Raw genomic sequence first — 22263 nt, 5'->3', positions numbered from 1 at the left:
GCCGTGGCTGGCGATGGGGGGCGTCCCGCTCCCGGCCTTCCCTCAGCGCGGCCGCCACCGCGTCTCGTACAGGTCGAAGCGGCGATCCTTGAGGTTGGTCACCGCGCCGGCGTTGCGGGCGCGGGCCAGGCTTTCCAGGCGCAGGTCGGCGAACAGCACGGTCTCGATGTTCGGCGTGGAGTCGGCCGCGATGCCGTCGCGGGCGAACGGGAAGTCGCTGGGCGTGAGGATGCAGCTCTGGCCATACTGGATGTCGAAGTTGTTGACGCCGGGCAGGTTGCCCACGTTGCCGGACAGCACCACGTAGCACTGGTTCTCGATCGCCCGCGCCTGCGAGCAGTAACGCACGCGCAGGTAGCCCTCGCGCACGTCGGTGCAGAACGGCACGAACAGGATCAGCGCGCCCTGGTCGGTCAGGTGGCGGGCCACCTCGGGGAATTCGGAGTCGTAGCAGATCATCACGCCGATCGGGCCGCAGTCGGTGAGGATCGTCGCGGCGCTGTCGCCGCCGGAGATGTTCCACACGTTGCGTTCGCTGGGCGTGGGATGCAGCTTCTCGCGCTCGTGCAGCGAGCCGTCGCGCAGGCACACGTAGCAGACGTTGTGGATGTCGCCGTTGGCCTGCTCGGTCGGATGCGTGCCGGCGATGATGTTGATGTTGTAATGGACGGCCAGACGGCTGAACAGCTCCTTCACCTGCGGCGTGTACTGGCTCAGCTTGCGGATCGACTCGAACGGCGACAGCTCGGTGTTCTCGATCGACAGCAGCTGCAGGGTGATCAGCTCGGGAAAGGTGACGAAGTCCGCGTTGTAGTCGGCGGCGATGTCGGTGAAGTATTCGACCTGGGTGGCGAACTCCTCGAACGAGGTGATCTTGCGCTGCTGGTACTGCACCGAGGCCACCCGCACCGAATCGGGCAGGTGCCGGGGCGAGGGAATCGGCGGCATGTCCGGCTGGTCGAGCAGGCGCGGGTTGCGCCAGACCAGGTGCACCGCGTAGCCCAGCGAATCGTGGTCCGACGGCACGTATGCCCGCAGCAGCCCGATCACCTCGAAATCGTTGTTGAGCTGGAAGCTCAGGGTGAGGTCGCGGCGCTTGCCTTCCGCCACCGCCTGCACGTAGGCCTCGGCGCTGCCGTAGCGCTGGATGTTCTTCGCCAGCCCGGGGATGCGCCCGCCGAACACGATGCCGCGCAGCTTCAGGTCGGTGCACAGGCGCTTGCGCGCGTGGTACAGCCGCTGGCCGATGCGCATGCCGCGATAGTCCGGGTGCACCACCACTTCCATGCCGTACAGCCAGTTGCCGTCGGGCTTGTGGCGCGAACCCATGCCGCCGCCGGTGATCTGCGACCAGGTGTGCGGGGCCAGCGCGGTTTCCTCGTCGATGCGGAAGGTGGCGCAGTAGCCCACCACCTTGCCTTCGTACTCGACCACGAACTGGCCTTCGGGGAAATGCGTCTGCTGGGAGCGCAGCATCTCCGGCGAGTGGCCCCACTCGGCGGTGTAGATGCGCGCGGTCAGCTCGGCCAGTTGCGGCACGTCGTCCAGGCGGGCCTGGCGCAACAGCAGTTTCGGGGTGTTTTCGCTGGTTTTCTTGCTCATGGGCCTGTGCACGGTCGGTTTGCGCTCGGGTGAAGACGGAGCGGGGCGCCGGTTACACTGCACCATTCGATGCGGAGCGAACGTGATGAGCGAGTGGGCGAGTCCTTCGGGTTTCGAAGCCGGGCAGCTTTGGCGCGGCCACGGCTGGCTGGCCGATGGCCGGTTCGGGCTGTCGTCCGCCGGTGCGCTGCTCGACTGCGCCGGGCCGCAGGCCCCGATCGGCTCGTGGGTGCTGCCGGGCATGCCGAACCTCCATTCGCACGCGTTCCAGCGTGCGATGGCGGGCCTGGCCGAGCGTCGCAGCAAGGCCGACGACAGCTTCTGGAGCTGGCGCGAGACGATGTACGCGTTCGCCGCGGCGATCACGCCGGAGCAGCTGAAGGCGATCGCCAGCCAGCTCTACGTCGAGATGCTGAAGTCCGGTTACACCCGGGTCTGCGAATTCCACTACCTGCACCACCAGCCCGACGGCACGCCGTACGCGCAGCCAGCGGCGATGTCGCTGGCGCTGATCGAGGCGGCGCGCGAGGCCGGCATCGGGCTGACCCTGCTGCCGGTGCTGTACATGAGCGGCGGCTTCGACGGCCGGGCGCTCAGCGCGCGGCAGCGCCGTTTCGGCCATTCGGTGGACGGCTATCTGCGCCTGCTGGAAAGCCTGCGCGCGCATGAAGACGACGCGGTGCGCGTGGGCATCGCGCTGCATTCGCTGCGCGCGGTGCCGGAACAGGCGCTGGCCGAGGTGCTGGCCAGCCCGCTGGCCCGCACCGGTCCGATCCACATCCACATCGCCGAGCAGATCGGCGAAGTGCAGGATTGCCTGGCCACCCGTGGCGCCCGTCCGGTCGAGTGGCTGTTCGAGCATGCCGATGTCGACGAGCGCTGGTGCCTGGTGCACGCCACCCATCTGACCGAGGCGGAAACCGCGCAGCTGGCGCGCAGCGGCGCCGTCGCCGGCCTGTGTCCCACCACCGAGGCGAACCTGGGCGACGGCCTGTTTCCGCTGGCCGACTTCCTCGACGCCGGCGGCACGCTCGGCGTCGGTTCGGATTCGCACATCTCGATCTCGCCGGTGGAAGAGCTGCGCTGGCTGGAATACGGCCAGCGCCTGGCCACCCGCCACCGCAACATCGCGGCGCGACAGCAGGGCGACAGCGTGGGCGAGACGCTGTGGCGGGCTGCTCTTGCCGGCGGTGCCCGGGCCAGCGGCGCGCCGGTCGGCGAATTGCGCGCCGGCGCCCGCGCCGACCTGATCGTGCTGGATGACGCCTCGCCGCTGCTGGCCGCCCGCGACACGCGTTCGCTGATCGACAGCTTCCTGTTCTCCGGCAACACGCCGCTGGTGCGCGACGTGATGGTCGGCGGCCGCTGGCAGGTGCGCGACTTCAGGCATCGCGACGAGGCCGCCATCGCGGCACGTTACCGCGCCGCGGTGGGCGCGCTGGCGGCGCGTTGAGGCAGCACGGCGGAAAATGAACGCCGGCCATCGACTGCCCGCCCCGGCGTCATCGGCGTGGACGACAGCGGCGTTCTGACGGACACCTGCCACGAATGGAGTGTCCCATGCGTCGAATCACTTCCTGCCTTGCCCTCGGCGTGCTGCTGGCCGGCAGTGCCTCGCTCACCGGCTGCATCGTGGCTGCGCCGCGCCCGGTCGCCCGCGTGAGGGTGGTGGAGCCTGTCCACGCCCGGGTCTGGGTGCCCGGTCATTGGGGCCCCCGCCGCGTCTGGGTCGGCGGCTACTGGCGCTGACGCCTCCGAAGTCCGCGCCGCCGGCATCGGCGGCGCTGGCCCCTACGCACGCCCGATGCGATTTGCCACACTCCGTTTTTCTGTCGGCGTGCCTGCATGCGTTCGAATGCCTTGCTCGCGGTGGGACTGGCGCTGTGCTCGGCGCTGTTCTTCACGCTCACCTACGTGCTCAATCGCAGCCTGGTCGCCGGTGGCGGGCATTGGGCATGGGCGGTGATCCTGCGCTACCTGCTGACCTTGCCGATGCTGGCCGTGGTGCTGCCGTTCCAGGGCGGGCTCGGTGAACTGCCGGGGGAATTGCGCCGGCATGCGCGGCCGTGGTTGCTGTGGAGCGGCGTGGGCTTCGTGCTGTTCGGCGTGCCGTTGACCTGGGCGGCGAGCAGCGGTCCGTCGTGGCTGATCGCCGGCAGCTTCCAGACCACCGTGCTGGCCGGCCCCTTGCTGGCGCCGCTGATCTATCGCGACGAACGGGCACGGCTGGCCTGGCGCACGCTGGCGATCGGCGCGCTGATCGTGGCCGGCGTGTTCGCGCTGCAATGGGGTCACGCCCAGGGCCAGCTGCACGCCGGCGACTGGCTGGCGATCGGCGCGGTGGTGCTTTCCGCATTCGCCTATCCGCTGGGCAATCGGCAACTGCTGTTGCATCTGGAGCAGGGGCCGACGCAGCTGAACGCGGTGCAGCGCGTGTTCGGCATGACGCTGTGCAGCTGGCCACTGTGGCTGCTGTTCGCGGTGATCGCCTGGTTCACCGTCGGCCCGCCGAGCCTGCGCGAGGCGCTGCTGGCCGGCGGCGTGGCGCTGTCCTCGGGCACCATCGCCACCATCCTGTTCTTCCGCGCCACCGACATGGTGCGCAGCGCACCGACCGCGCTGGCCGCGGTGGAGGCGATGCAGGCCGCGGAGCTGCTGTTCGCCAGCTTGCTCGGCGTGCTGTTCCTCGGCGAGGCGTGGCCGCGTGGCTACGCGCTGTTCGGCGCGCTGGCGATCATCGTGGGCATCGCGCTGTTCGGCTGGGTCAGCGGCCGCGGTGCGGCGGGTGACGACGAGGCCGTGCGTGTGCTGCGCGGTGATCGCAGCGCCTGAGCGGCTTATGCTTGCGCGATGCCCACGTCCCCAGGCAAGACCGACACCATGAACCAGCAGGCGGAGCCGGCTCCGTACATCCGCCACGGCACGCCCGCGTTCCGTCACACCAACCTTGCCCTGTTCGCCGCCGGCTTCGCCACGTTCGGACTGCTGTACTGCGTGCAGCCGCTGATGCCCGAGTTCAGCCGCCACTACGGGGTCAGCGAGGCCGGCGCGGCGATGTCGCTGTCGTTGACCACCGGCGTGCTGGCGTTCGCCATGCTGTTCGCCGGCGGCTTGTCCGATGTATGGGGACGCAAGTCGATCATGGTGGCCTCGCTGCTGGCCTCGGCCGTGCTGGTGCTGGTCACCGCGCTGATGCCGGACTGGAACGCGCTGCTGCTCGTGCGCAGCCTGCTCGGCCTGACCCTGAGCGGTTTGCCGGCCGTGGCGATGACCTACGTCAGCGAGGAGATGCACCCGGAATCGGTCGGCCTGGGCATGGGCCTGTACATCAGCGGCAGCGCGGTGGGCGGCATGGGCGGGCGGCTGATCTCCGGCGTGCTGGCGGACTTCTTCGGCTGGCGCATCGGCGTGGCAACGGTCGGCATGATCGGCCTGCTGGCCGCGCTGGTCTTCTGGCGCGTGTTGCCGCCGTCGCGGCACTTCGTGCGGCAGCCGCTGCGCTGGCGCAGCCTGCTGGCCCGCTTCGGCGGCATGTTCCGGGACCGCGGCCTGCCATGGCTGTTCGTCGAGGGCTTCCTGCTGCTCGGCGCGTTCGTCACCGTCTACAACTATCTCGGCTACCGCCTGCTGGCGCCACCGTACAAGCTCAGCCAGACCGTGGTCGGGCTGATCTTCGGCATCTACCTGATCGGCACTTTCAGCTCGGCGTGGATGGGACACCTGGCCGGCAAGCTGGGCCGGCGCAAGGTGTTGTGGACCGCGTTCGCGCTGATGCTGCTGGGCGTGGCGCTGACCATGACCACGCCGCTGCTGCTGGTGATGCTGGGCATCGTGGCGATCACGTTCGGCTTCTTCGGCGGCCACTCCATCGTCAGCAGCTGGGTCGGCCGTCGCGCCGGCGCGGCGAAGGCGCAGGCCGCGTCGGTCTACCTGTTCTGCTACTACATGGGCTCCAGCATCGCCGGGGCCAGCGGCGGGCTGTTCTACGCATCGCACGGCTGGAACGGCGTGGCGCTGTTCGTCGGCGCGCTGGTGCTGGCCGGGCTGCTGATCGCGCTGTGGCTGTTCCGCCTGGCCCCGCTGGTCAACGTGGCGACGCCGCCCACGCCGATGAGCAAGGGCGCGATGCCGTAGCGCCTGCACTCCTCCTCCCCCTGCTGGCAGGGGGAGGTCGGGAGGGGGTGCTTTTGATCTTGCAGGACTGGCGGGAAGAGCGAACCCCACCCCAACCCTCCCCTGCGTGCAGGGGAGGGAGAAAGGCCAGGGAGTAAACGTTCAGCGCGACGCGGGTTTCAGCAGGTTCTTCACCGCGTCGTAGCTGCCGTCGTTCGCCGCAGCGGGAATGCCCAGCAGATGGGTCATCAGCGGATAGACGTCCAGGTTCGGGAACGCCGGCACCTTCGCGCCGACGCGGAACGCGGGGCCGTGGGCCACGAAGATCGCCTGCATCAGCGGTTCGGCGTTGTCGAAGCCGTGTTCGCCCAGGCTCACCCGGCCCTTGCGCTTCGCCGCGTAGTCGGTGGTGGTGATGCGCCAGTGCACGTCCGCCAGGCACAGCAGTTGCGGCACCCGTGCGTTGTGGCCGTAGGCCAGGCGTGCCGGCACGCGGCTCTTGTCCCAGCACTGCATGTGCGCCTGCGGCCGTTCCAGGGTCTGTTCGACCTGGTGGAACGCGGCGCGGTCTTCGACGCTGTCCGACTTCGGATTGAACCCGGCCAGGATGCCCAGGCTCACCGCGTGGACCTGGTCCAGCGGAATCAGCGTGTCGATCATCACGTTGTTCGCTTCCGGCACGGTGGCCATGCCGTGGTCGGACACCACGACCAGGTTGATCCGGTCGAACAGGCCGCGCTGCTTCAGTCCGCCCACCAGCTGCGCCAGCGCCGCGTCGGTTTCGCGCAGCGCCTCGTTCACCTGGGGCGTATCGGGGCCGTAGGTGTGGCCGGCGTGATCGACCCCGTCGAAGTACAGCGTGAGGAAGCTGGGCCGCTCGGCGACGGGCAGGTCCAGCCACGCCAGCACCTGGTCGACCCGCTGGGCCGGGGTGACCGCACCGTCGTAGGCCAGCCAGTGATCCGGACGATGGCCGTGGATGTCCGCTTCCGAACCAGGCCAGAACATCGTGGCCGTGCGCAGTCCGTGCTGGTCGGCGGTTTCCCAGATCGGCGTGCCCTCGGCCCACCAGCGACCGTCGCTGATGGCCTTGCGGCTGCTCAGCGAGAACTTGCCCAGCTGCGGGTCGAACATGGTGTTGTTGACCACGCCGTGGTGGTCCGGGGTCAGGCCGGTGACCAGGGTGTAGTGGTTCGGGAACGTCAGCGACGGAAACGCGGGCTGCATCGAGGCGGCCTGCACGCCGCCGCGGGCCAGCATCGCCAGGGTCGGGCTGAGCCCGCGCTGCATGTAGTCGTGGCGGTAGCCGTCGATGGAGATCAGCAGCAGCGGGGCGGGCTTGCCCGTCGCGGCGACGACGGCCGGCGTGGTGGTCGTTGCGGGGCGCTGCGTGGCGCAACCGAAGCTGAATGCTGCCAGGGAGCAGAGCAGCAGGCGAAACAGGATTTTCATACGGACAACCTTAAGATGCATTGAAACCAACTGCACATGATCGCGCACCCTCATGACCAATACACGTCTCGATCGTTATTCCCGGACGACACGCCTGCTGATGGCCGGCCTCGTGGCGCTCGTTCCGCCGGGCACGGCGGCGGCATGGCAGTCCACCGTGCAGCCGGTGATCCGGCCGGTGTCGCCCAGTGTGCGGTTCCAGCAGGCTGCACAACAGCAGAAGACCCGCGACGACCTGCAGCAGAGCCAGCTGCAGCAGCAGTTGCACAATGCCGTGCAGGACACCGCGAAGCGACCGTCCGCGAATGACCCGCGTGCGCTCGAGCAGCTGGACAAGGCCCAGCAGGCGCAGCGCGACCGTGACCGCGCCGCGCAACAGGATCTGCTCGACCGCCAGCGCGACCAGCAGAACGTGCAGCCCTTGCCCCGCGTCGTGCCGAAGGCGCTGCCGACCTCCGCGCAGGGCGGTTAAGCCGCGCGGCTCCTCCTGGAGCCTGTGAAGAAAGCCACGTCCTGTGGTTTTCTTCTATCGCGAGCCCGGTACACGCCCGGACTCGCTCACATGAAACAGTCACTTGCATGACTGCTTCAGGCTCGGTCCTCATGGCCGACCTGAGAGGTTGAAAGAACTCACAACCTCTCAGCCGAACAGGTCGCCGTGCGCGATGCGCTGCTCCAGCTTCAGCAGGTAGCGCTTCGTCGGCAGGCCACCGCCGAAACCGGTGAGGCTGCCGTCCGCGCCGATCACCCGATGGCAGGGCAGCACGATCGGCAACGGGTTGCGTCCGTTCGCGGCACCCACCGCCCGCACCGCCAGCGGCTTGTCGATGCGCCGGGCCAGTTCGCCGTAGCTGATCGTGATGCCATACGGAATCCGCCCCAGCTCCTGCCACACCTCCAGCTGGAATGGCGTGCCCACCGGATGCAGCGGCAGCTCGAAGTGCTGACGCTGGCCGGCGAAATATTCCTCCAGTTGCATCCGGGCGAACTGCAGCGGCGCCGCCGCGCGTAGCCAGCCCGGGTGCGCCTGCTTCGGGTGTCGTTCGCGCTCGAACCAGACCTGGCGCAGGCCATGCCGGTCCGCCACCAGGCGCAGCGTGCCGACCGGGCTGTCCATCTCGTCGTACCAGATCGTGTCGGGGCCAGCGGTCATGCCATCGTCTCCGTCCTGCGTGGGCGTGGTGGCGTATCCGCGGCACCGCGCCAAAGGTGGATCACGGCGTACGCGCGCCACGGGCGCCAGCGGTTCGCCAGTTCGGTCAGCGCCTTCGTGCCCAGCGGCGTGGCGGATGTCGTCGCCTCGCGGCGCAGGATCAGGTCGGCCGCGGGGAACGCGTCCGGATCGCCGAGCGCGCGCATCGCGATGTAGTGTGCGGTCCACGGGCCGATGCCCGGCAGCGCGACCCAGCGCGCCACGAACTCGTCCAGCGACTGGCCCGCCCGAAAATCCACGCGGCCATCCAGCAAGGCCTGCGCCACGCCGCTGATCGTCGCGGCGCGCGCCGTGGTCAGCCCGACCTCGCGCAGATCCGCCGCGGCCAGCGCGGCCGGCGTCGGAAACAGTCGGGTCAGGCCGGGCCACGGCGCCGTCGGCAACGGCTCGCCCCAGCGCTGCACGATCCGGCTCGCCAGCGTACGCGCGGCCGCCACGCTGATCTGCTGGCCCAGGATCGCCCGCACCGCGATCTCGAAACCGTCCCAGCCGCCGGGCAGGCGCAAGCCCGGCTCGCGGCGGCGCAGCGGGCCCAGGATCGGGTCGGCGCGGAACGTGTCGGTGATCGCCTGCGGGTTCGCATCCAGGTCGAACATCCGGCGCAACGTCGTCACCACGCCGAGGATCTGCGTCGGCTGCGGGCAATGCAGTTCCAGTTGCAGCGCGTGTTCGCCACCCGGCCACGCGCACAGGCGCAACCAGCCCGGCGTGTTCGCGGGGCCGAACACGCGTGCATAACTGTGCCCGTCGACCAGTTCCACGCCGGGCAACGCGCGGGTGCGCAGGAACGCGAGCAGCGCATCGAACGCATACGGCGGCCGGTAGCCCAGCCGCAACCGCAGCGGCGCGCCCGCCATCGCGCGTGGATGCCGGCGCAGTTCGCGCGGCGCGATCCGGTTCGCCTGGGCGAACGCGGCGTTGAACCGGCGCAGGCTGCGGAAACCGGATGCGAGCGCCACTTCCGTCACCGGCAACGCCGTCTCCGTCAGCAGCTGCTTCGCGAACAGCAGTCGGCGCGTCGTGTGCACGCTGATCGGCGGCGCGCCGACATGCTCGACGAACAGCCGGCGCAATTGCCGCGCGCCCACGCCGACCTGGGTGGCCAGCGCGTCCAGCGATTGCTCCGCCAGCGCGCCGGCTTCGATCAGCTTCAGCGTGCGGGCGACCGCCCGGTTGCCGCGTTGCCCCTCGTCGCTGCCCGGCGCCAGCTCCGGACGACAGCGCAGGCAAGGCCGGTAGCCGGCCACCTCGGCGGCCGCCGCGTTCGCGAAATAGCGCACGTTCTCGCGCTTCGCGGTCCGTGCCGGGCAGACCGGGCGGCAGTAGATGCCGGTGCTGCTCACCGCGACGAAGAACAGCCCGTCGAAGCGCGCGTCGCGGCTGCGTCGGGCTTGTTCGCAGATGGATGGCGCGGGCAGGGTAGGGGAGGGATTCATGGCCTTGAGGCTAGCACCGCCGCGTCGTGCAGACTCGCCGTTTTCGGACATCAATGCCACGCGCCTCGACGTGCAGGCATCAAGGCCGCAAGCATCAAGACCGCATGCATCAACGCCGCATGCATCCATGCCGCAAGCATCAATGCCGGATGACGGGAAGCGCGGCAATGTCGCTGCGTGGACACGATGTCATGCGGCCGGCGCGAAATGCGTCCGCATCCGCCGCGCTCGCCGGCCTGCCTTCATCACCGCCATCGAACGCGGCGCGCCACACGCCGTCCGCCGCGCGCCGCCATGTCGTCGCGAACCGGCCGATCGTGTAGCGCCGCTTCGCGCCCGGTGCCAGGTTCTCGAACAGGTACGCACCGCTGGAATACGCGAGCGTGCCATCGCCGCTCACCACGACCTGTTGCGGATACCAGTCCAGGTGCACCGTCCTGCCCTCGATCATCGGCGCCCAGTGCTGCAGGATCGCGGCGCGACCGCGCGTCGGCTGCGGCGTATTCGCATCGAACACCGCGTCGGCCATCACGTGCCCGGCAAACGCCGCCGCATCGTGCTTCTGCACGCTCTGCGCGAACGACAACTCGCGCTGCCATACCGCGCACTCCGGCGTCGCCGCCTGTGCCATGGCCGGCGCGATCGCGCACGCCAGCAACACCCGCCTGCTTCCACGCAACGTCATCAGCCTGCTCCCCGCGGACCGTCCGCCGCCGCAGGATTCTCCTTGTCCCGGCACACGACCAGTGCAGGACGGCAGGGGTAGACGCTGCAGGCCGCGACAGGCGCGGCCGGCGCAGTATGATCGTCGGTGTCGCCAGGGCTGGGGGAGGCCCGCATGACTGCACTGCAACGCGGTTTGCTGATCGCGGCCCTGGTCCTGCTGGGCCTCGGCGAGTGGATCTGGAACATGCACCTGGTGCAATCGCAGGTCCGCCAGATGGTGCAGGCGCAGGCGGCGAAGCCGCACGACCGCCCGTCGTCGCTGCCCGCGCACAAGTTCACTCGCGAGCAGGGCTATGCGTTCATCGCCGCGCTGAAGAAGGCCGAGGCAATCGTCGATCCGCTGCAGCGGTGCCTGGCCTATCCCGATCCGCCGGACAGCCACTGGTCGCGCGATGCGGTGGTCGCGTATTGCCATTACCGCCTGCAACCGCGGCTCACGTTCGCCGAAGCGCAGTCGCTGATCCAGCACGGCAAGGCGGCCGAGCTCGATCACCGCCTCGCCGCCGCCCTGCATGCGCAGCAGACCGACCCGGACTCACGCGGTCTGCTCGATCGCATCTACCAGGACGCATTCCTGAACGGCTCGTTCGAGGTGCGGCCCACCCTGGACGCGTGGAAGCGTGATGCGCCGGACAGCGCGTTCGCGTTCGCCGCCAGCGGCACGGCCTACGTGGCGATGGCCGCCGAAGCGCGCGGCGAGAACTACCTGAGCGACACGCCGGACAGCCAGGTGCAGGCGATGGACAAGCTGCTGGCCCAGGCCGACAGCGACCTGCGCCGGGCGATCGCGCTGGACCCGAAGGTCACTCCCAGCTACGCCGCGCTGATCCACGCCGGCGGCATGGGCTACGGACGCGACTATGTCGACGCGGCGATCCGCGACGCGCTGGCGGCGGTGCCGGACGACTATTCCTCCTACAGCATGGCGTTATGGGCGCGCCAGCCGAACTGGGGCGGTTCATACGCAGCGATGGACCAGCTGGCCGCGCAGGCGCGGGCCCGGGCGCCGAACAATCCGCTGATGAAGGTGCTGTCGACGGAGCGGCCGTTCCAGCAAGTCTGGCGTTGCGACTGCAGCCGCGCGGACGAGATGGCGGCGTATCCGCATGCGGTCGACGAACTGACCAGCAGCAGCAACCTGCTCGGCATCGGCCGGATGGCCAGCAAGTACCGCGACCAGACCATGGCCCTGATCTACCAGTCCGAAGCGCTGCGTTTCACGCCCGGCGACGAGGATGCCCGCGTGAACCGCGCGTTCGCCCTGGTCGACTACGACGAGTCGGCCTGGGCTGCGGCGGACCTCAGCCAGCTGCTGGACCACTCGCCCGGCAATACGAGGGCGCTCGACGCGCGCGCGAACGCGTACGAGATGCAGGGCGACTATCGGCGTGCCGAGCAGGACTTCCGCGCCATGCTGGCGCTGAACCCGGGCGACATGCGCGCGCTGGGCAAGCTCGGCGACATGTTCGTCAACTGGGAAAAGAACTGGGACAAGGGCTGGGCCGTGGCCGACCAGCTGATCCGCGAGCAGCCGCAGAATCCGTACGGCCTGCTGCTGCGCGCCGGCATCCAGGAACAGCAGCCGCGTGGCGGGTTGAATGTCACCGTCGATCAGCTGCAGACGCGATTCGGCAAGGATCCGAACATGGCGAAGATCCTCGTGCGCATGCGCGCCGCGGTGGCGCTGCGCAAGCACACCGGCATCGACGCGCGACGCAGCGCACCCTGAAGCGGGGCCTCAGGTCGCCGTTCTGCCCAGTGCCTGACCGACCGCGCCCAGCAGGCCGCGCCGGTCGAACGGCTTGGCCAGGAAGATCACGTCGTCGGGGAAGTGTTCGAAGCTGTCGCGCGGGTCGGCCGAGATCAGCATGATCGGCATCGCCCGGTTCATCTGTGCGCGGTGCGCCAGCTCGATCCCGTCGATGCCGCCGCGCATGTGGATATCGCTCAGCAACAGGTCGATGCTGCCATCGTGCAACAGGATATCCAGCGCCCCGGTGCCGTTGCTGCTGGTGAGCACACGGTAGCCCTCGGCTTCCAGCACCAGGGCGGTGACTTCGCGGGCACTGCGGTCATCTTCGGCCAGCAGGATGGTCTGGTTCTGCACGTGGGTCATGATTGATCTCGGCAGACGGTACCTGACCATGGCCTGCGGGGTGTGCACCCCCGGTGAGGACGGATTGTGTCTATGCTGTGTCTCCACGGCTGGCGGCGACACATGAACGAGCTCGAGCGTCACCGGCAGTTGATCGGCTTCTCCCCTGACGGGGTGCATGACCTTGATCTGCAGGGCCACGTTGTGCAGATGAATGAACGCGGATGTGCCGTGCTGTGCCTGGCCGGGCCGGCCGCCGCGATCGGCCAGCCGCTGGCTTCGCTCTGGCCGGTCTCGGCGCGGGGCACGATCGAGTCGGCGCTGGCCACCGCGCGGCAGGGACGCTCGGTGCAGTTCACCCAGGTGCTGCCCTCGGCCCGCGGCGACGATTGCTGGTGGCTGGTCAGCGTGCATCCGTATCTGGACGCGCAGGAGCAGGTCAACGGCATTGCCGTGATCAGCCACGACATCACCGAGCCGGTACGGGCGAGGCTGGCGCTGGACACGGTGATCCACGGCTTGCACAGCCGGCTCAGCGTCAGCGAGCTGGCGGGCGAAAACGGCGTCGCCCGCAACGAGGCGCTGGGTCGCAAGCTGGCCCAGGCACAGGTATTCCAGAAGCAGGTGGTTGATCGCGAAGAATCCCTGCGGCTGCAACTTGGCCTGGCCAGCGCCGCGCAGGCGGTGGCCGAGCATGCGTCGCGGCAGGCGCAGAAGAACGAGGCGATCGGCCAGCTGGTGGCCGGCCTCTCGCATGACTTCGCCAACATGCTGCAGATCGCCATCGTGGCGCTCAGCAGCATCCAGGACGATCCGGCCAACCTCAGCCCCGGCCAGCGCCGGCTGCTGGGCTACAGCATGGACGGTGTGCAGCATGCCGCGGTGCTGGCCAAGCGGCTGCTGGCCTTTGCCCGCGTGCATCGCTACACCCCCGAGCCGGTGGAGCTGATCACGATCATCCGCGACATCGAGGGCTTTGCGCGGCACAGCCTCGGTGCGGGCATGGACTTCCAGCTCGAGTCCGCCAGCGCCGAGTTGCCGACCCTGGGCGACCGCCATTCCATCGAGCAGGCCTTCATCAACCTGTGCATCAACGCGCGCGATGCCTGCCGCGGGCAGGGCACGATCCGCGTTCGCTTCGGCGAGCGGACCATCAGCGAGGCCGAGGACAGCACGCCGCGGCCGGCCGGCGATTACGTCACCCTGGCCGTCGTCGACAACGGCAGCGGCATGGACGAAGCCGTGCGCGAGCGCCTGTTCGAGCCGTACTTCACCACCAAGGCCGAAGGTGCCGGCACCGGCCTGGGCCTGGCCCAGGTCTACGGGGTAGTGCGCCTGGTCGGCGGTTTCGTCGAGGTGGAATCCGCGCCGGGCGCCGGCACCACCATCACGATGGCGTTCCCGCGCCTGCAGTTGCCGACGCCGGAATAGCGCCGGCGGCCGGCTCGACGCGCGCGGGTGCTGACCTATACTCGGTGGTCTGACTCACCGGAGCCCTTCTTGATGAACGCACCCACCCGCATCGACACCACCCGCACCATCCGCGCCCCCCGCGGCAGCGAGCTTTCCTGCAAGAGCTGGCTCAGCGAAGCGCCGTTCCGCATGCTGCAGAACAACCTCGATCCGGAGGTGGCGGAGAACCCGGCCGAGCTGGTGGTGTATGGCGGTATCGGACGCGCCGCGCGCAACTGGGAGTGCTTCGACGCGATCCTGAAATCACTGCGCGAACTGGAAGACGACGAGACCCTGCTGGTGCAATCAGGCAAGCCGGTCGGCGTGTTCCGCACGCATGCCGACGCGCCGCGCGTGCTGATCGCCAACTCCAACCTGGTGCCGCACTGGGCCACCTGGGAGCACTTCAACGAGCTCGATAGAAAGGGCCTGATGATGTACGGCCAGATGACCGCCGGCTCGTGGATCTACATCGGCTCGCAGGGCATCATCCAGGGCACCTACGAAACCTTCGTCGAGATGGGCCGCCAGCATTACGGCGGGAACTTGAAGGGGCGCTGGATACTCACCGCCGGCCTCGGCGGCATGGGTGCGGCGCAGCCGCTGGCCGCGTCACTCGCTGGCGCGTGCAGCCTCAACATCGAATGCCAGCAGAGCCGCATCGATTTTCGCCTGAAGACCCGCTACGTCGACGAGCAGGCCACCGACCTCGACGACGCGCTGGCCCGCATCGACAAATACACCAAGGCCGGCGAAGCGAAATCCATCGCGCTGCTCGGCAACGCCGCCGACATCCTGCCCGAACTGGTGAAGCGCGGCGTGCGCCCCGACGCCGTCACCGACCAGACCAGCGCGCACGACCCGGTCAACGGCTACCTGCCGCAAGGCTGGACGGTGGAGCAGTGGTTCGAGCGCCGCAAGAGCGATCCGGAAGGCACCCGCGACGCCGCCAAGCACTCCATGCGCACCCACGTCGAGGCGATGCTCGCGTTCCACGCGCAAGGCATCCCCACCTTCGACTACGGCAACAACATCCGCCAGATGGCGCAGGACGTCGGCTGCGAAAACGCGTTCGCGTTTCCGGGCTTCGTGCCCGCCTATGTGCGGCCGTTGTTCTGTCGTGGCGTCGGGCCGTTCCGCTGGGTGGCACTCTCGGGCGACCCGGAGGACATCTACAAGACCGACCAGAAAGTGAAGGAGCTGATCCCCGACGACGAGCACCTGCACAACTGGCTGGACATGGCGAAGGAGCGCATCAGCTTCCAGGGATTGCCGGCGCGGATCTGCTGGGTGGGGCTGGGGTTGCGCGACAAACTCGGGCTGGCGTTCAACGAGATGGTGCGCAATGGGGAGTTGAAGGCGCCGGTGGTGATTGGGCGCGACCATCTCGATTCGGGCTCGGTGGCGTCACCCAACCGCGAAACCGAGGCGATGAAGGACGGCAGCGATGCCGTTTCCGACTGGCCGTTGCTCAACGCGATGTTGAACGTGGCTGGGGGGGCGACCTGGGTGTCGCTGCATCATGGCGGCGGGGTGGGGATGGGGTATTCGCAGCACTCAGGCATCGTGATCGTGTGTGATGGCACGGCTGAGGCGGACAAGCGGATTGCGCGGGTGTTGTGGAATGATCCGGCGAGTGGCGTGATGCGGCACGCGGATGCGGGGTATGAGGTGGCTGTGGAGTGCGCGGGGGAGCAGGGGTTGAAGTTGCCGATGGGGTGAGCGCCAAAGCCGGAATATGAACCAAAACCCTAAAAGACATAATTCATTAGACACTGTTGTGTGATGCGGCTTTGCGAACCTTTTTTGTCACCAAAGGAACGACATGATCGACAAAAATATCACCAATCCTGGCCACCACAAGCAGTTCTTGATGAATCGCTTTAATGACGAGGAGCAACGGATCCTAAGAGGTCTTGAGAAGTCTTGGTATCTCACCAATTCCGGAGAGTCCGTCTACGCAGCGCAGTCCAAGTATGATTATTTCCTGATGAAACCAACGCCGCGTACTTCGGAAATGTTTAACATCGAACGCGAGATTATCTGCGTGTTTAGTGATTACTCGAACTTTGAGTCGCGCTCCCTCGATATCTTCGACAAAGTCATCTCGCGGCTTCCAAAGATGCGGACTGAATCTGTCTGCGAAATTCTTATCAGCCGGGCTCCGCAGGTCGAGGAGAAAGTCGACAAAATGCTTAAGTCGGACCCTGAGCATCCTATCGTAATTCCCTTCACCTACGAAGAGCTTCTGCATGGGGATGTAGGTTCTACCGTGGAAAATCGTTTTCGTAAACATTTTTACACTAGAGATCTGTTTTCATTTCTCTCGCCACTAAAGAAAGACACCTATTTCTTCGGTCGATCAAACCTCATCAACGAAATAGTCAACCGATTTCACTCTGGTGAACACACAAGCTTATTTGGACTTCGAAAGAGCGGAAAAACATCAATCGTGTATGCAATTGAGCGGAGATTAGAGTCAACGGGCGACTCAGTCCTTTCGATCGACTGCGAAAGCCCATCGATTCACTTGCTGCGCTGGTACGAGCTACTCGAAAAAGTTGTGAACATGTATCAGCAGGTACGAGATTCTAAGGTAAAGGTCGTTACCAGGGATCGTTATGAAGAAAAAATGGCGGCGGACAGCTTTGAGGCAGACATGCTCAGAATTCATGCCTCAAAGAAAGCGGCAAGCACGCTCTTTATTTTCGACGAAATCGAGCGGTTGACCCCCGGTACCGCTTCATCTCTGCATTGGAAAGATGGTAGTGATTTTATTTATTTCTGGCAGACCCTGCGCGGATTTTACCAGCGTCATCCGGAGGTGTTCTCATACATGGTTGTAGGCACGAATCCAAGTTGCATTGAGAGTCCAATGTTGGCCGGGCACGAAAATCCAATTTATGCATCAATCCCTAGTCAGTATGTTCCGCCCTTTACGGTCGAGCAGGTTGGACAAATGGTATCGAGACTCGGTGACTATATGGGTTTGAGATTTGATTCGATGCTCTACTCAAAACTGACTGAAGACTTTGGCGGACACCCCTTCCTAATTAGGCAAATGTGCAGTGCGGTGAATCAACAAGCGAGCCAAATTCGACCGGTAACGATTGATAAGGCTCTATATCAAAAAGCGAAGGTTGAGTTCCAGCTTGGGTCGCTCGAATATTTGGAAATGATGGTCTATGTCCTGAGTGAGTGGTACCCAGACGAGTATGAAATGCTTAGATATCTAGCACAGGGTGATATGGAGAGCTTTGAATCCTTTGCTCGCGATCACCCAAGCTATACGCGTCATCTAATCGGCTACGGATTGATCCAGAAAGGAGCGGGAGGTTACTCGTTCAATCTTGAGAGTCTTGCCGATGTGCTGCGTGCCAAGCATGCAATGGAAAGGCTAAATTTGACTGCTGAAGAGAAGCTTGCCGAAGTGTCAGGCCGTCGGATAGCCATAGAGAAGAAGTTGAGGACATCGATTAAAAACTCATTGCACGCGAACTTTGGGGCTGCAGATGGCGCGGCAAGAGTAATTGCATCGGTGCCTGACAATCGTAAGGAAAAGTTGAAGTCTTTAAATCTCCAGGAACTGCTCGACAAGGACAAATCGCCGCTTTTCTTTCTTGAGCTGGTTGGCGTAATTCGCCGCGAATGGGAGGTTTTGAAAAATGTCCTGGAGATTGATAAGACTAAGCTGGTTGTGATGCTCGAGGAAATCAATGAAAAAGGTCGGCCAGACGCGCATGCTAAGTCGCTTTCGCAGGATGACTTTGCTCAGCTAAGGCTGTATTTTTCTAAGTTAGAAGCTCTTCTTATTGACTGGGGCTAACCACGCGCGGCAATAACCGATAAAAGGGGACGTGGCTAATTAAATTCGGTCGTCGTCTGGCGGGGCCAGTCGTCTGCGTGGCTTAATTAGCCACGTCCCCTTTTTTGCTTTTGGCGAGCATCGCCGCCAGTGCCAGGTTCAACGCATCCGTTGCGTTCGCGGCATGGGCTTTGTCGCTTCGTTCAACATCGGGCGTTGCCGTGGTGGCACCGCCGTCTAACACGGCGGTCAAGCGGACGGCGTACCGCCGCCGCTTACCTTTGCGTTAGGGCTCGAATCGGAACTGGCGCTATGAAACGAGACATTTGGCCATGCATGGACTGTGACACTGACACTTACGACGAGTACTACATGCTTCTTGATGATTTGTGGTTACACATAAACCCCCAGAACACAGGAAAACTTTGTCTGGCCTGCGCAGAAGCGCGGCTAGGTCGTAGCCTTAACGCTAAAGATTTCACATCTGCGCCTGTAAACGAAGCACAAGCCAAAATCTGTCAAGCAGTTGCTTTGCGTCTATACAGAGCGCCCTAACAAATCCTTAGGAGACTTCGGTCAACCTCGGGTGCATGATGCTTTTGCCCTGAGCTTTCGGGCCACTGCTGTCGATCGTGTTGTGCTTCGTGTTGCGTGCTGCTTCGTCAGTTTGATGCGGCGTCGAACGTTGCCAGACTGCATTTCCTTGGACGGTCTTGTTGAGTCGATGTTGCCGGCTCGGACCAGGGTATAACCGCGCCCGGAGACCTCATTCGTTCAGCGGTGTCGTCGGTGCTCGGGGATCGGCCGAAGCACGTTTGGACGGCCAGAATGTTAGTCAGGTTCTCTCCAGCAAACGGGGGTCAGAGTGCACTTTCTCGGAGCTTGCTCGAGAGGAAGTTGACTCTGCCCCCTGTTTTGCCTGTTTTTGTTTAGCGGTCAAACTCCCGAGCGCGAGCCTTTCACCCTTGCGCGCAACGCCGGAAACGTTGCACGCAACCCGCCACCTCTTGCATGCAACGGCCAATCCCTCGCGCACGAGGTTCGCGACGTTGCGGTGATAAGCTCCACAGCCTTGCGCGCGACGTCAGCAGGCTTGCGCGCGAAGGTTTGAACGGTTGCGCACGACGGTTTGAACCTTGCGTGCGAGGTGGATGACCCTCGCGGTCCAATGCTTCGGACCTTGCGCCTCAGGGTTGTTGGCTTGCGTGCAAGCCTGCGGCCTTCGCGCTTGGGTGTTTTCTCCCTGTGATCGGCTGGAGAACGGTCGAAGGCGCCCCGGTGAGGGGCGGCAGTGAGCCCCAGGGAACCGACCGCCACTGCGCCGGTTCTCGCCACCCCACCTAGGCAAGACCACCGCATCACGGCAAGATGCAGCGGACGATAGTCGGGGATCGGTCAAGGGAAGGGGGCAGGGGAAGCTGGGCAGGTTCATTGAACCGCTTTGCTGCTCGGCTGCGAAACATGGGGGACATGGCTCATCAGATTCACGAACCGTCTTCCGGGTCGGGCTCGGCCGTGCCGTCCTGATTAGCCACTTTCCGTTGTCGATCGGTTTGATCGCGATGCAGGCATTCCGCAATCCCATCCAGACAGGAGCTCCCATGCTGTTCAATCAACCCAATTCATACCGGGGCAAGATTCCCCTGGAGTTGTACGTCGAACTGCAGAACAAGTTCCCGCAGGACGAGCTGGAGTCCGATCTGGCGTGGCTGCGACGGATAAAGAAGGACCCGTCGCTGTACCAGAAGATGTTCGGGACACCGCAGTTCAAGCTGGAGTTGATCCAGGCGGTGCAGCGTCGGGCGGCGATTGCAAAGATGGCCGCCGCCGGGGCGACGCGACAGGGAAAGGACTGGAAGGCGTGGTCTCCCGCTGCGCGTTATCAGGAGGATATGGCGCGCGAGGTCCAGAAATCCGGCAAGCAACCGTCGGAGTATGCCAAGGAAGCCTACGCGCAGTTGCTGGAGCAGTTCGACGCCACGACTCCCGTCAACGGGAGCGTGTTCTGGAACGGCATCAACGAACTTGCCCTGATGAAGAAGATCGACAAGTGGAACAGCAGTGGGGAGATCTTCGGCCAGCTGGAGGCGACCACGGCTGCCCGCTATGTGAACAAGCAATTCGTGTGGGAGCCGGGCGGTGCGTTCGCCAACTACTTCACGAGCGTGTCCGGCAAGCTCGGGCACGCGGCACGAGGGCATGTCACCGCGGTTTGCCGGTGTGGACTTCGCAATGATTCCATCCTGACCACGACCGAACTTCCGGCCATGGTCAAGTTGATGACTGACCAGATCAAGGCGAAGAAGGAGCCCGTCATCACCGATTTCACCATCGTCGTGATCGAGCCCATCCTGCTGCCGGACCAGCCGTACGCGATATACACCAACAACGATCTGGCGAAGGTCTCGATCGTCAGCCCGAAGCCCGGGAAGCGCATCAGTGGTCGAGACGATTGCAACGTGGATGGACAGCTTTCCATCAGCAATCCCTTCCTTCAATACTACTGGGCTGCCCGGGGACGCCGGCCCGAAACCGCGGCTGTGACCAGGATCAAGGAAGACCTCAAGTCCCTGATCACATGGCCGTGACCCGGCGCGCGGCCGAGCGGAAACCGGGGGGCGCTTCACTTGCGGGCGTCCGCAATCCCAAAAGGATCAGGACCGTTTCTGACCGGTAGTGGCGAATTCAGGGGGCGTGCGCTCGCGTCCATTTCCTATTGAATGGTCGACGCTGACGCCGGTTTCGCAGCCCCCGCTTTCGCAACTGCAACTGATCGGCAGCTCGCTGCATCTGGTGAATCAACGCCGCCAAGTCGGACGGTGACCCAGAGAGCTTCCCGATGATCGACCGCGCCTCCCGAGTTCGCATGCTCAGGTTCGCCCCCTTGTGGGCATCGCTTTCGCTGTTCTGCGCGGCGACTCCGTGCATGGCTGCAGCACCCGCAAACACGCCGCTGCCCGATACGCCGGTGGGCCACCTCGCCGGCGAACTGATCCGCCATGCCAATGACGACGGCCCGGTACGGATCAGGCAATGGGTGCCCGGTGTCCTGTCGGCATCCATGGCCGCGGACGACAAGGCGGCGTTTGTCACGGACCTGGCTTCGGCGGCACGCGACAGCGGCGGTCTGGACGTGTTCGATGTGCGCACCGATCCACGCCAGCCCGGGCTGCTCGAAGTGGCCGTCAAGGGACGGCGCAACGGGCAGGCCGCGCTGTTCTGGCTGACCGCCGATCCGGCGCATCCGGACCGGCTTGGGCAGGCGAACCTGGTGCCGATGGACAATCCGCTTTACGCGGACTGGCCGAAGGGGCCGGTCTCGCATGCGGAGCTGGGAAAACAGATACACGCCGTACTGGACAAGCTGGCAAGCGTGTCCGATTTCTCCGGTTGCGTGACCGTGCTCGATGGCGGCGAGACCGTGTTCGACGAGTGCCGCGGCCTGGCCGAACGCAGCTTCCATGTGCCGGTCGACCAGCAGACGAAGTTTCGCATCGGCTCGGTCGGCAAGATGTTCACCGCGGTCGCCATTGCGCAACTGGTCGAGGCCGGCAAGCTGTCGTGGGACGACACGCTGGCGAAGCGGGTTCCGGAATATCCCGACCAGGCGACGGCGAAGAGGATCACCGTGTGGGAGCTCCTGCACCACACCTCGGGCCTCGGCGATTTCCTGGTGCCGGAATATTTCGAACACGCCAAGCGCTACGCCAACCCGGGGGACTACCTGGGACTGATCGCCCGCCAGCCCAGGATGGGCGAGCCGGGCAAGGGGTTGAGCTACAGCAACGCCGGCTACGTCCTGCTCGGTCGCATCATCGAGAACGTCTCGGGCGAAAGTTACTTCGACTACATCCGGCAGCATGTCTTCGAGCCTGCCCGGATGACCGCGAGCGGCTTCGAGAGTGTCGACCAGATCGTGCCCGGACTGGCGGTGGGCTACTACCACGACGATGGGGTGTTCTCCCGGACATGGAAGGCCAACTGGGTGCAGGGCATCTACAAGGGCAGTCCTGCAGGCGGCGGCTATTCCACCAATGCCGACCTGCTGCGGTTCGCTGCGGCCCTGCACGGCGGCAAGCTGCTCAAGTCGGTGACCCTGGCGAAGATGTTCGACGACGCCCTGCCGGCCGGTCCCGGTGCCGTGGGCGCCGGCATCGATGAGCGTCTTTCGCACGGCCGCCACATCCGCGGCCATCAGGGGGGCATCGAAGGCACCACGGCAAACCTGGAGATGGTGTGGGAAACCGGCGCAGCCGTGGCCCTGACCAGCAACGAAGGACCCTCCCAGCACTGGTTGCTGGCCGAACAGATCGCCGACTTGCTTGCCGCTGAAGGCGCAGGGAAGTGAGTGGGGGAAAGCGTGCTGCCG

The 22263-nt window shown here is 65.4% G+C and carries 18 protein-coding genes; 11 read left to right on the top strand and 7 right to left on the bottom strand.

The annotated features are described in order from the left end of the window. Positions 1 to 42 precede the first annotated feature (42 nt). The gene (locus ABNK63_RS09790; RefSeq protein ID WP_007808021.1) at positions 43 to 1602 is read right to left on the bottom strand and encodes a bifunctional GNAT family N-acetyltransferase/carbon-nitrogen hydrolase family protein; all 1560 of its coding nucleotides are present in this window, start codon (positions 1600 to 1602) and stop codon (positions 43 to 45) included. A gap of 85 nt (positions 1603 to 1687) precedes the next feature. Here ABNK63_RS09790 and ABNK63_RS09785 point away from each other — a divergent pair, with 85 nt between their 5' ends. The 4 genes from ABNK63_RS09785 to ABNK63_RS09770 all read left to right on the top strand — a co-directional run bounded on the left by ABNK63_RS09785 (position 1688) and on the right by ABNK63_RS09770 (position 5736). Next, the gene (locus tag ABNK63_RS09785) at positions 1688 to 3055 is read left to right on the top strand and encodes a formimidoylglutamate deiminase (RefSeq protein WP_350015512.1); all 1368 of its coding nucleotides are present in this window, start codon (positions 1688 to 1690) and stop codon (positions 3053 to 3055) included. Between the two features lie 107 nt (positions 3056 to 3162). After that, positions 3163 to 3351 carry a hypothetical protein gene (locus ABNK63_RS09780; protein ID WP_007808018.1) on the top strand — a complete coding sequence of 63 codons (189 nt, stop codon included), beginning with the start codon at positions 3163 to 3165 and terminating at the stop codon, positions 3349 to 3351. 96 nt (positions 3352 to 3447) lie between these two features. Beyond that, the gene (locus tag ABNK63_RS09775; protein ID WP_350015511.1) at positions 3448 to 4434 is read left to right on the top strand and encodes a multidrug resistance efflux transporter family protein; all 987 of its coding nucleotides are present in this window, start codon (positions 3448 to 3450) and stop codon (positions 4432 to 4434) included. A 48-nt stretch (positions 4435 to 4482) separates the two neighbouring features. Next, positions 4483 to 5736, top strand: coding sequence for an MFS transporter (locus ABNK63_RS09770; RefSeq protein ID WP_350017207.1), 1254 nt, complete (start codon positions 4483 to 4485; stop codon positions 5734 to 5736). A gap of 141 nt (positions 5737 to 5877) precedes the next feature. On the opposite strand, the gene ABNK63_RS09765 is transcribed toward ABNK63_RS09770, so the two are convergent. Continuing rightward, on the bottom strand, positions 5878 to 7167 hold the full coding sequence (locus tag ABNK63_RS09765) for an ectonucleotide pyrophosphatase/phosphodiesterase (protein WP_350015510.1): 1290 nt from the start codon (positions 7165 to 7167) through the stop codon (positions 5878 to 5880). Between the two features lie 52 nt (positions 7168 to 7219). Here ABNK63_RS09765 and ABNK63_RS09760 point away from each other — a divergent pair, with 52 nt between their 5' ends. Continuing rightward, positions 7220 to 7639, top strand: coding sequence for a hypothetical protein (locus tag ABNK63_RS09760; RefSeq protein WP_040673271.1), 420 nt, complete (start codon positions 7220 to 7222; stop codon positions 7637 to 7639). Positions 7640 to 7807: 168 nt separating this feature from the next. Here the strand turns inward: ABNK63_RS09760 and ABNK63_RS09755 are convergent, their stop codons facing one another. From ABNK63_RS09755 to ABNK63_RS09745, 3 genes are all read right to left on the bottom strand, one after another. Continuing rightward, entirely contained in the window at positions 7808 to 8320 is a 513-nt protein-coding gene (locus ABNK63_RS09755) for a methylated-DNA--[protein]-cysteine S-methyltransferase (RefSeq protein ID WP_350015509.1), read from the bottom strand. Next, the gene (locus ABNK63_RS09750) at positions 8317 to 9816 is read right to left on the bottom strand and encodes an AlkA N-terminal domain-containing protein (protein WP_350015508.1); all 1500 of its coding nucleotides are present in this window, start codon (positions 9814 to 9816) and stop codon (positions 8317 to 8319) included. The genes ABNK63_RS09755 and ABNK63_RS09750 overlap by 4 nt, the downstream gene beginning before the upstream one ends. Positions 9817 to 9955: 139 nt before the next feature. After that, positions 9956 to 10501: a nuclear transport factor 2 family protein gene (locus ABNK63_RS09745; protein WP_350015507.1), complete on the bottom strand. Its 546-nt coding sequence runs from the start codon at positions 10499 to 10501 to the stop codon at positions 9956 to 9958. 153 nt (positions 10502 to 10654) lie between these two features. Between ABNK63_RS09745 and ABNK63_RS09740 the strand changes: the two genes are divergently transcribed. Then, entirely contained in the window at positions 10655 to 12271 is a 1617-nt protein-coding gene (locus tag ABNK63_RS09740) for a tetratricopeptide repeat protein (protein ID WP_350015506.1), read from the top strand. 9 nt (positions 12272 to 12280) lie between these two features. Here the strand turns inward: ABNK63_RS09740 and ABNK63_RS09735 are convergent, their stop codons facing one another. Next, positions 12281 to 12658, bottom strand: a complete 378-nt coding sequence (locus tag ABNK63_RS09735; protein ID WP_350015505.1) for a response regulator — start codon at positions 12656 to 12658, stop codon at positions 12281 to 12283. 102 nt (positions 12659 to 12760) lie between these two features. On the opposite strand from ABNK63_RS09735, the gene ABNK63_RS09730 reads away from it, so the two are divergent. From ABNK63_RS09730 to ABNK63_RS09720, 3 genes are all read left to right on the top strand, one after another. Continuing rightward, entirely contained in the window at positions 12761 to 14068 is a 1308-nt protein-coding gene (locus ABNK63_RS09730; protein WP_350015504.1) for an ATP-binding protein, read from the top strand. Positions 14069 to 14140: 72 nt separating this feature from the next. Further along, complete coding sequence (hutU, locus tag ABNK63_RS09725; RefSeq protein WP_350015503.1) at positions 14141 to 15811, top strand: urocanate hydratase; 1671 nt, start codon at positions 14141 to 14143, stop codon at positions 15809 to 15811. A gap of 103 nt (positions 15812 to 15914) precedes the next feature. Beyond that, entirely contained in the window at positions 15915 to 17915 is a 2001-nt protein-coding gene (locus ABNK63_RS09720; RefSeq protein ID WP_350015502.1) for an ATP-binding protein, read from the top strand. Positions 17916 to 17997: 82 nt separating this feature from the next. On the opposite strand, the gene ABNK63_RS09715 is transcribed toward ABNK63_RS09720, so the two are convergent. Further along, the gene (locus ABNK63_RS09715) at positions 17998 to 18147 is read right to left on the bottom strand and encodes a hypothetical protein (RefSeq protein ID WP_350015501.1); all 150 of its coding nucleotides are present in this window, start codon (positions 18145 to 18147) and stop codon (positions 17998 to 18000) included. A 1348-nt stretch (positions 18148 to 19495) separates the two neighbouring features. Here ABNK63_RS09715 and ABNK63_RS09710 point away from each other — a divergent pair. After that, positions 19496 to 20482: a hypothetical protein gene (locus tag ABNK63_RS09710; protein ID WP_350015500.1), complete on the top strand. Its 987-nt coding sequence runs from the start codon at positions 19496 to 19498 to the stop codon at positions 20480 to 20482. 338 nt (positions 20483 to 20820) lie between these two features. After that, complete coding sequence (locus tag ABNK63_RS09705; protein WP_350015499.1) at positions 20821 to 22242, top strand: serine hydrolase domain-containing protein; 1422 nt, start codon at positions 20821 to 20823, stop codon at positions 22240 to 22242. The last annotated feature ends 21 nt before the right edge of the window (positions 22243 to 22263 follow it).

Source organism: Rhodanobacter sp. IGA1.0 (assembly GCF_040208325.1).
Lineage (GTDB): Bacteria > Pseudomonadota > Gammaproteobacteria > Xanthomonadales > Rhodanobacteraceae > Rhodanobacter > Rhodanobacter spathiphylli.
The sequence above is the reverse complement of the archived record's forward strand: the minus strand, read 5'-3'. Positions and strand labels throughout refer to the sequence as shown.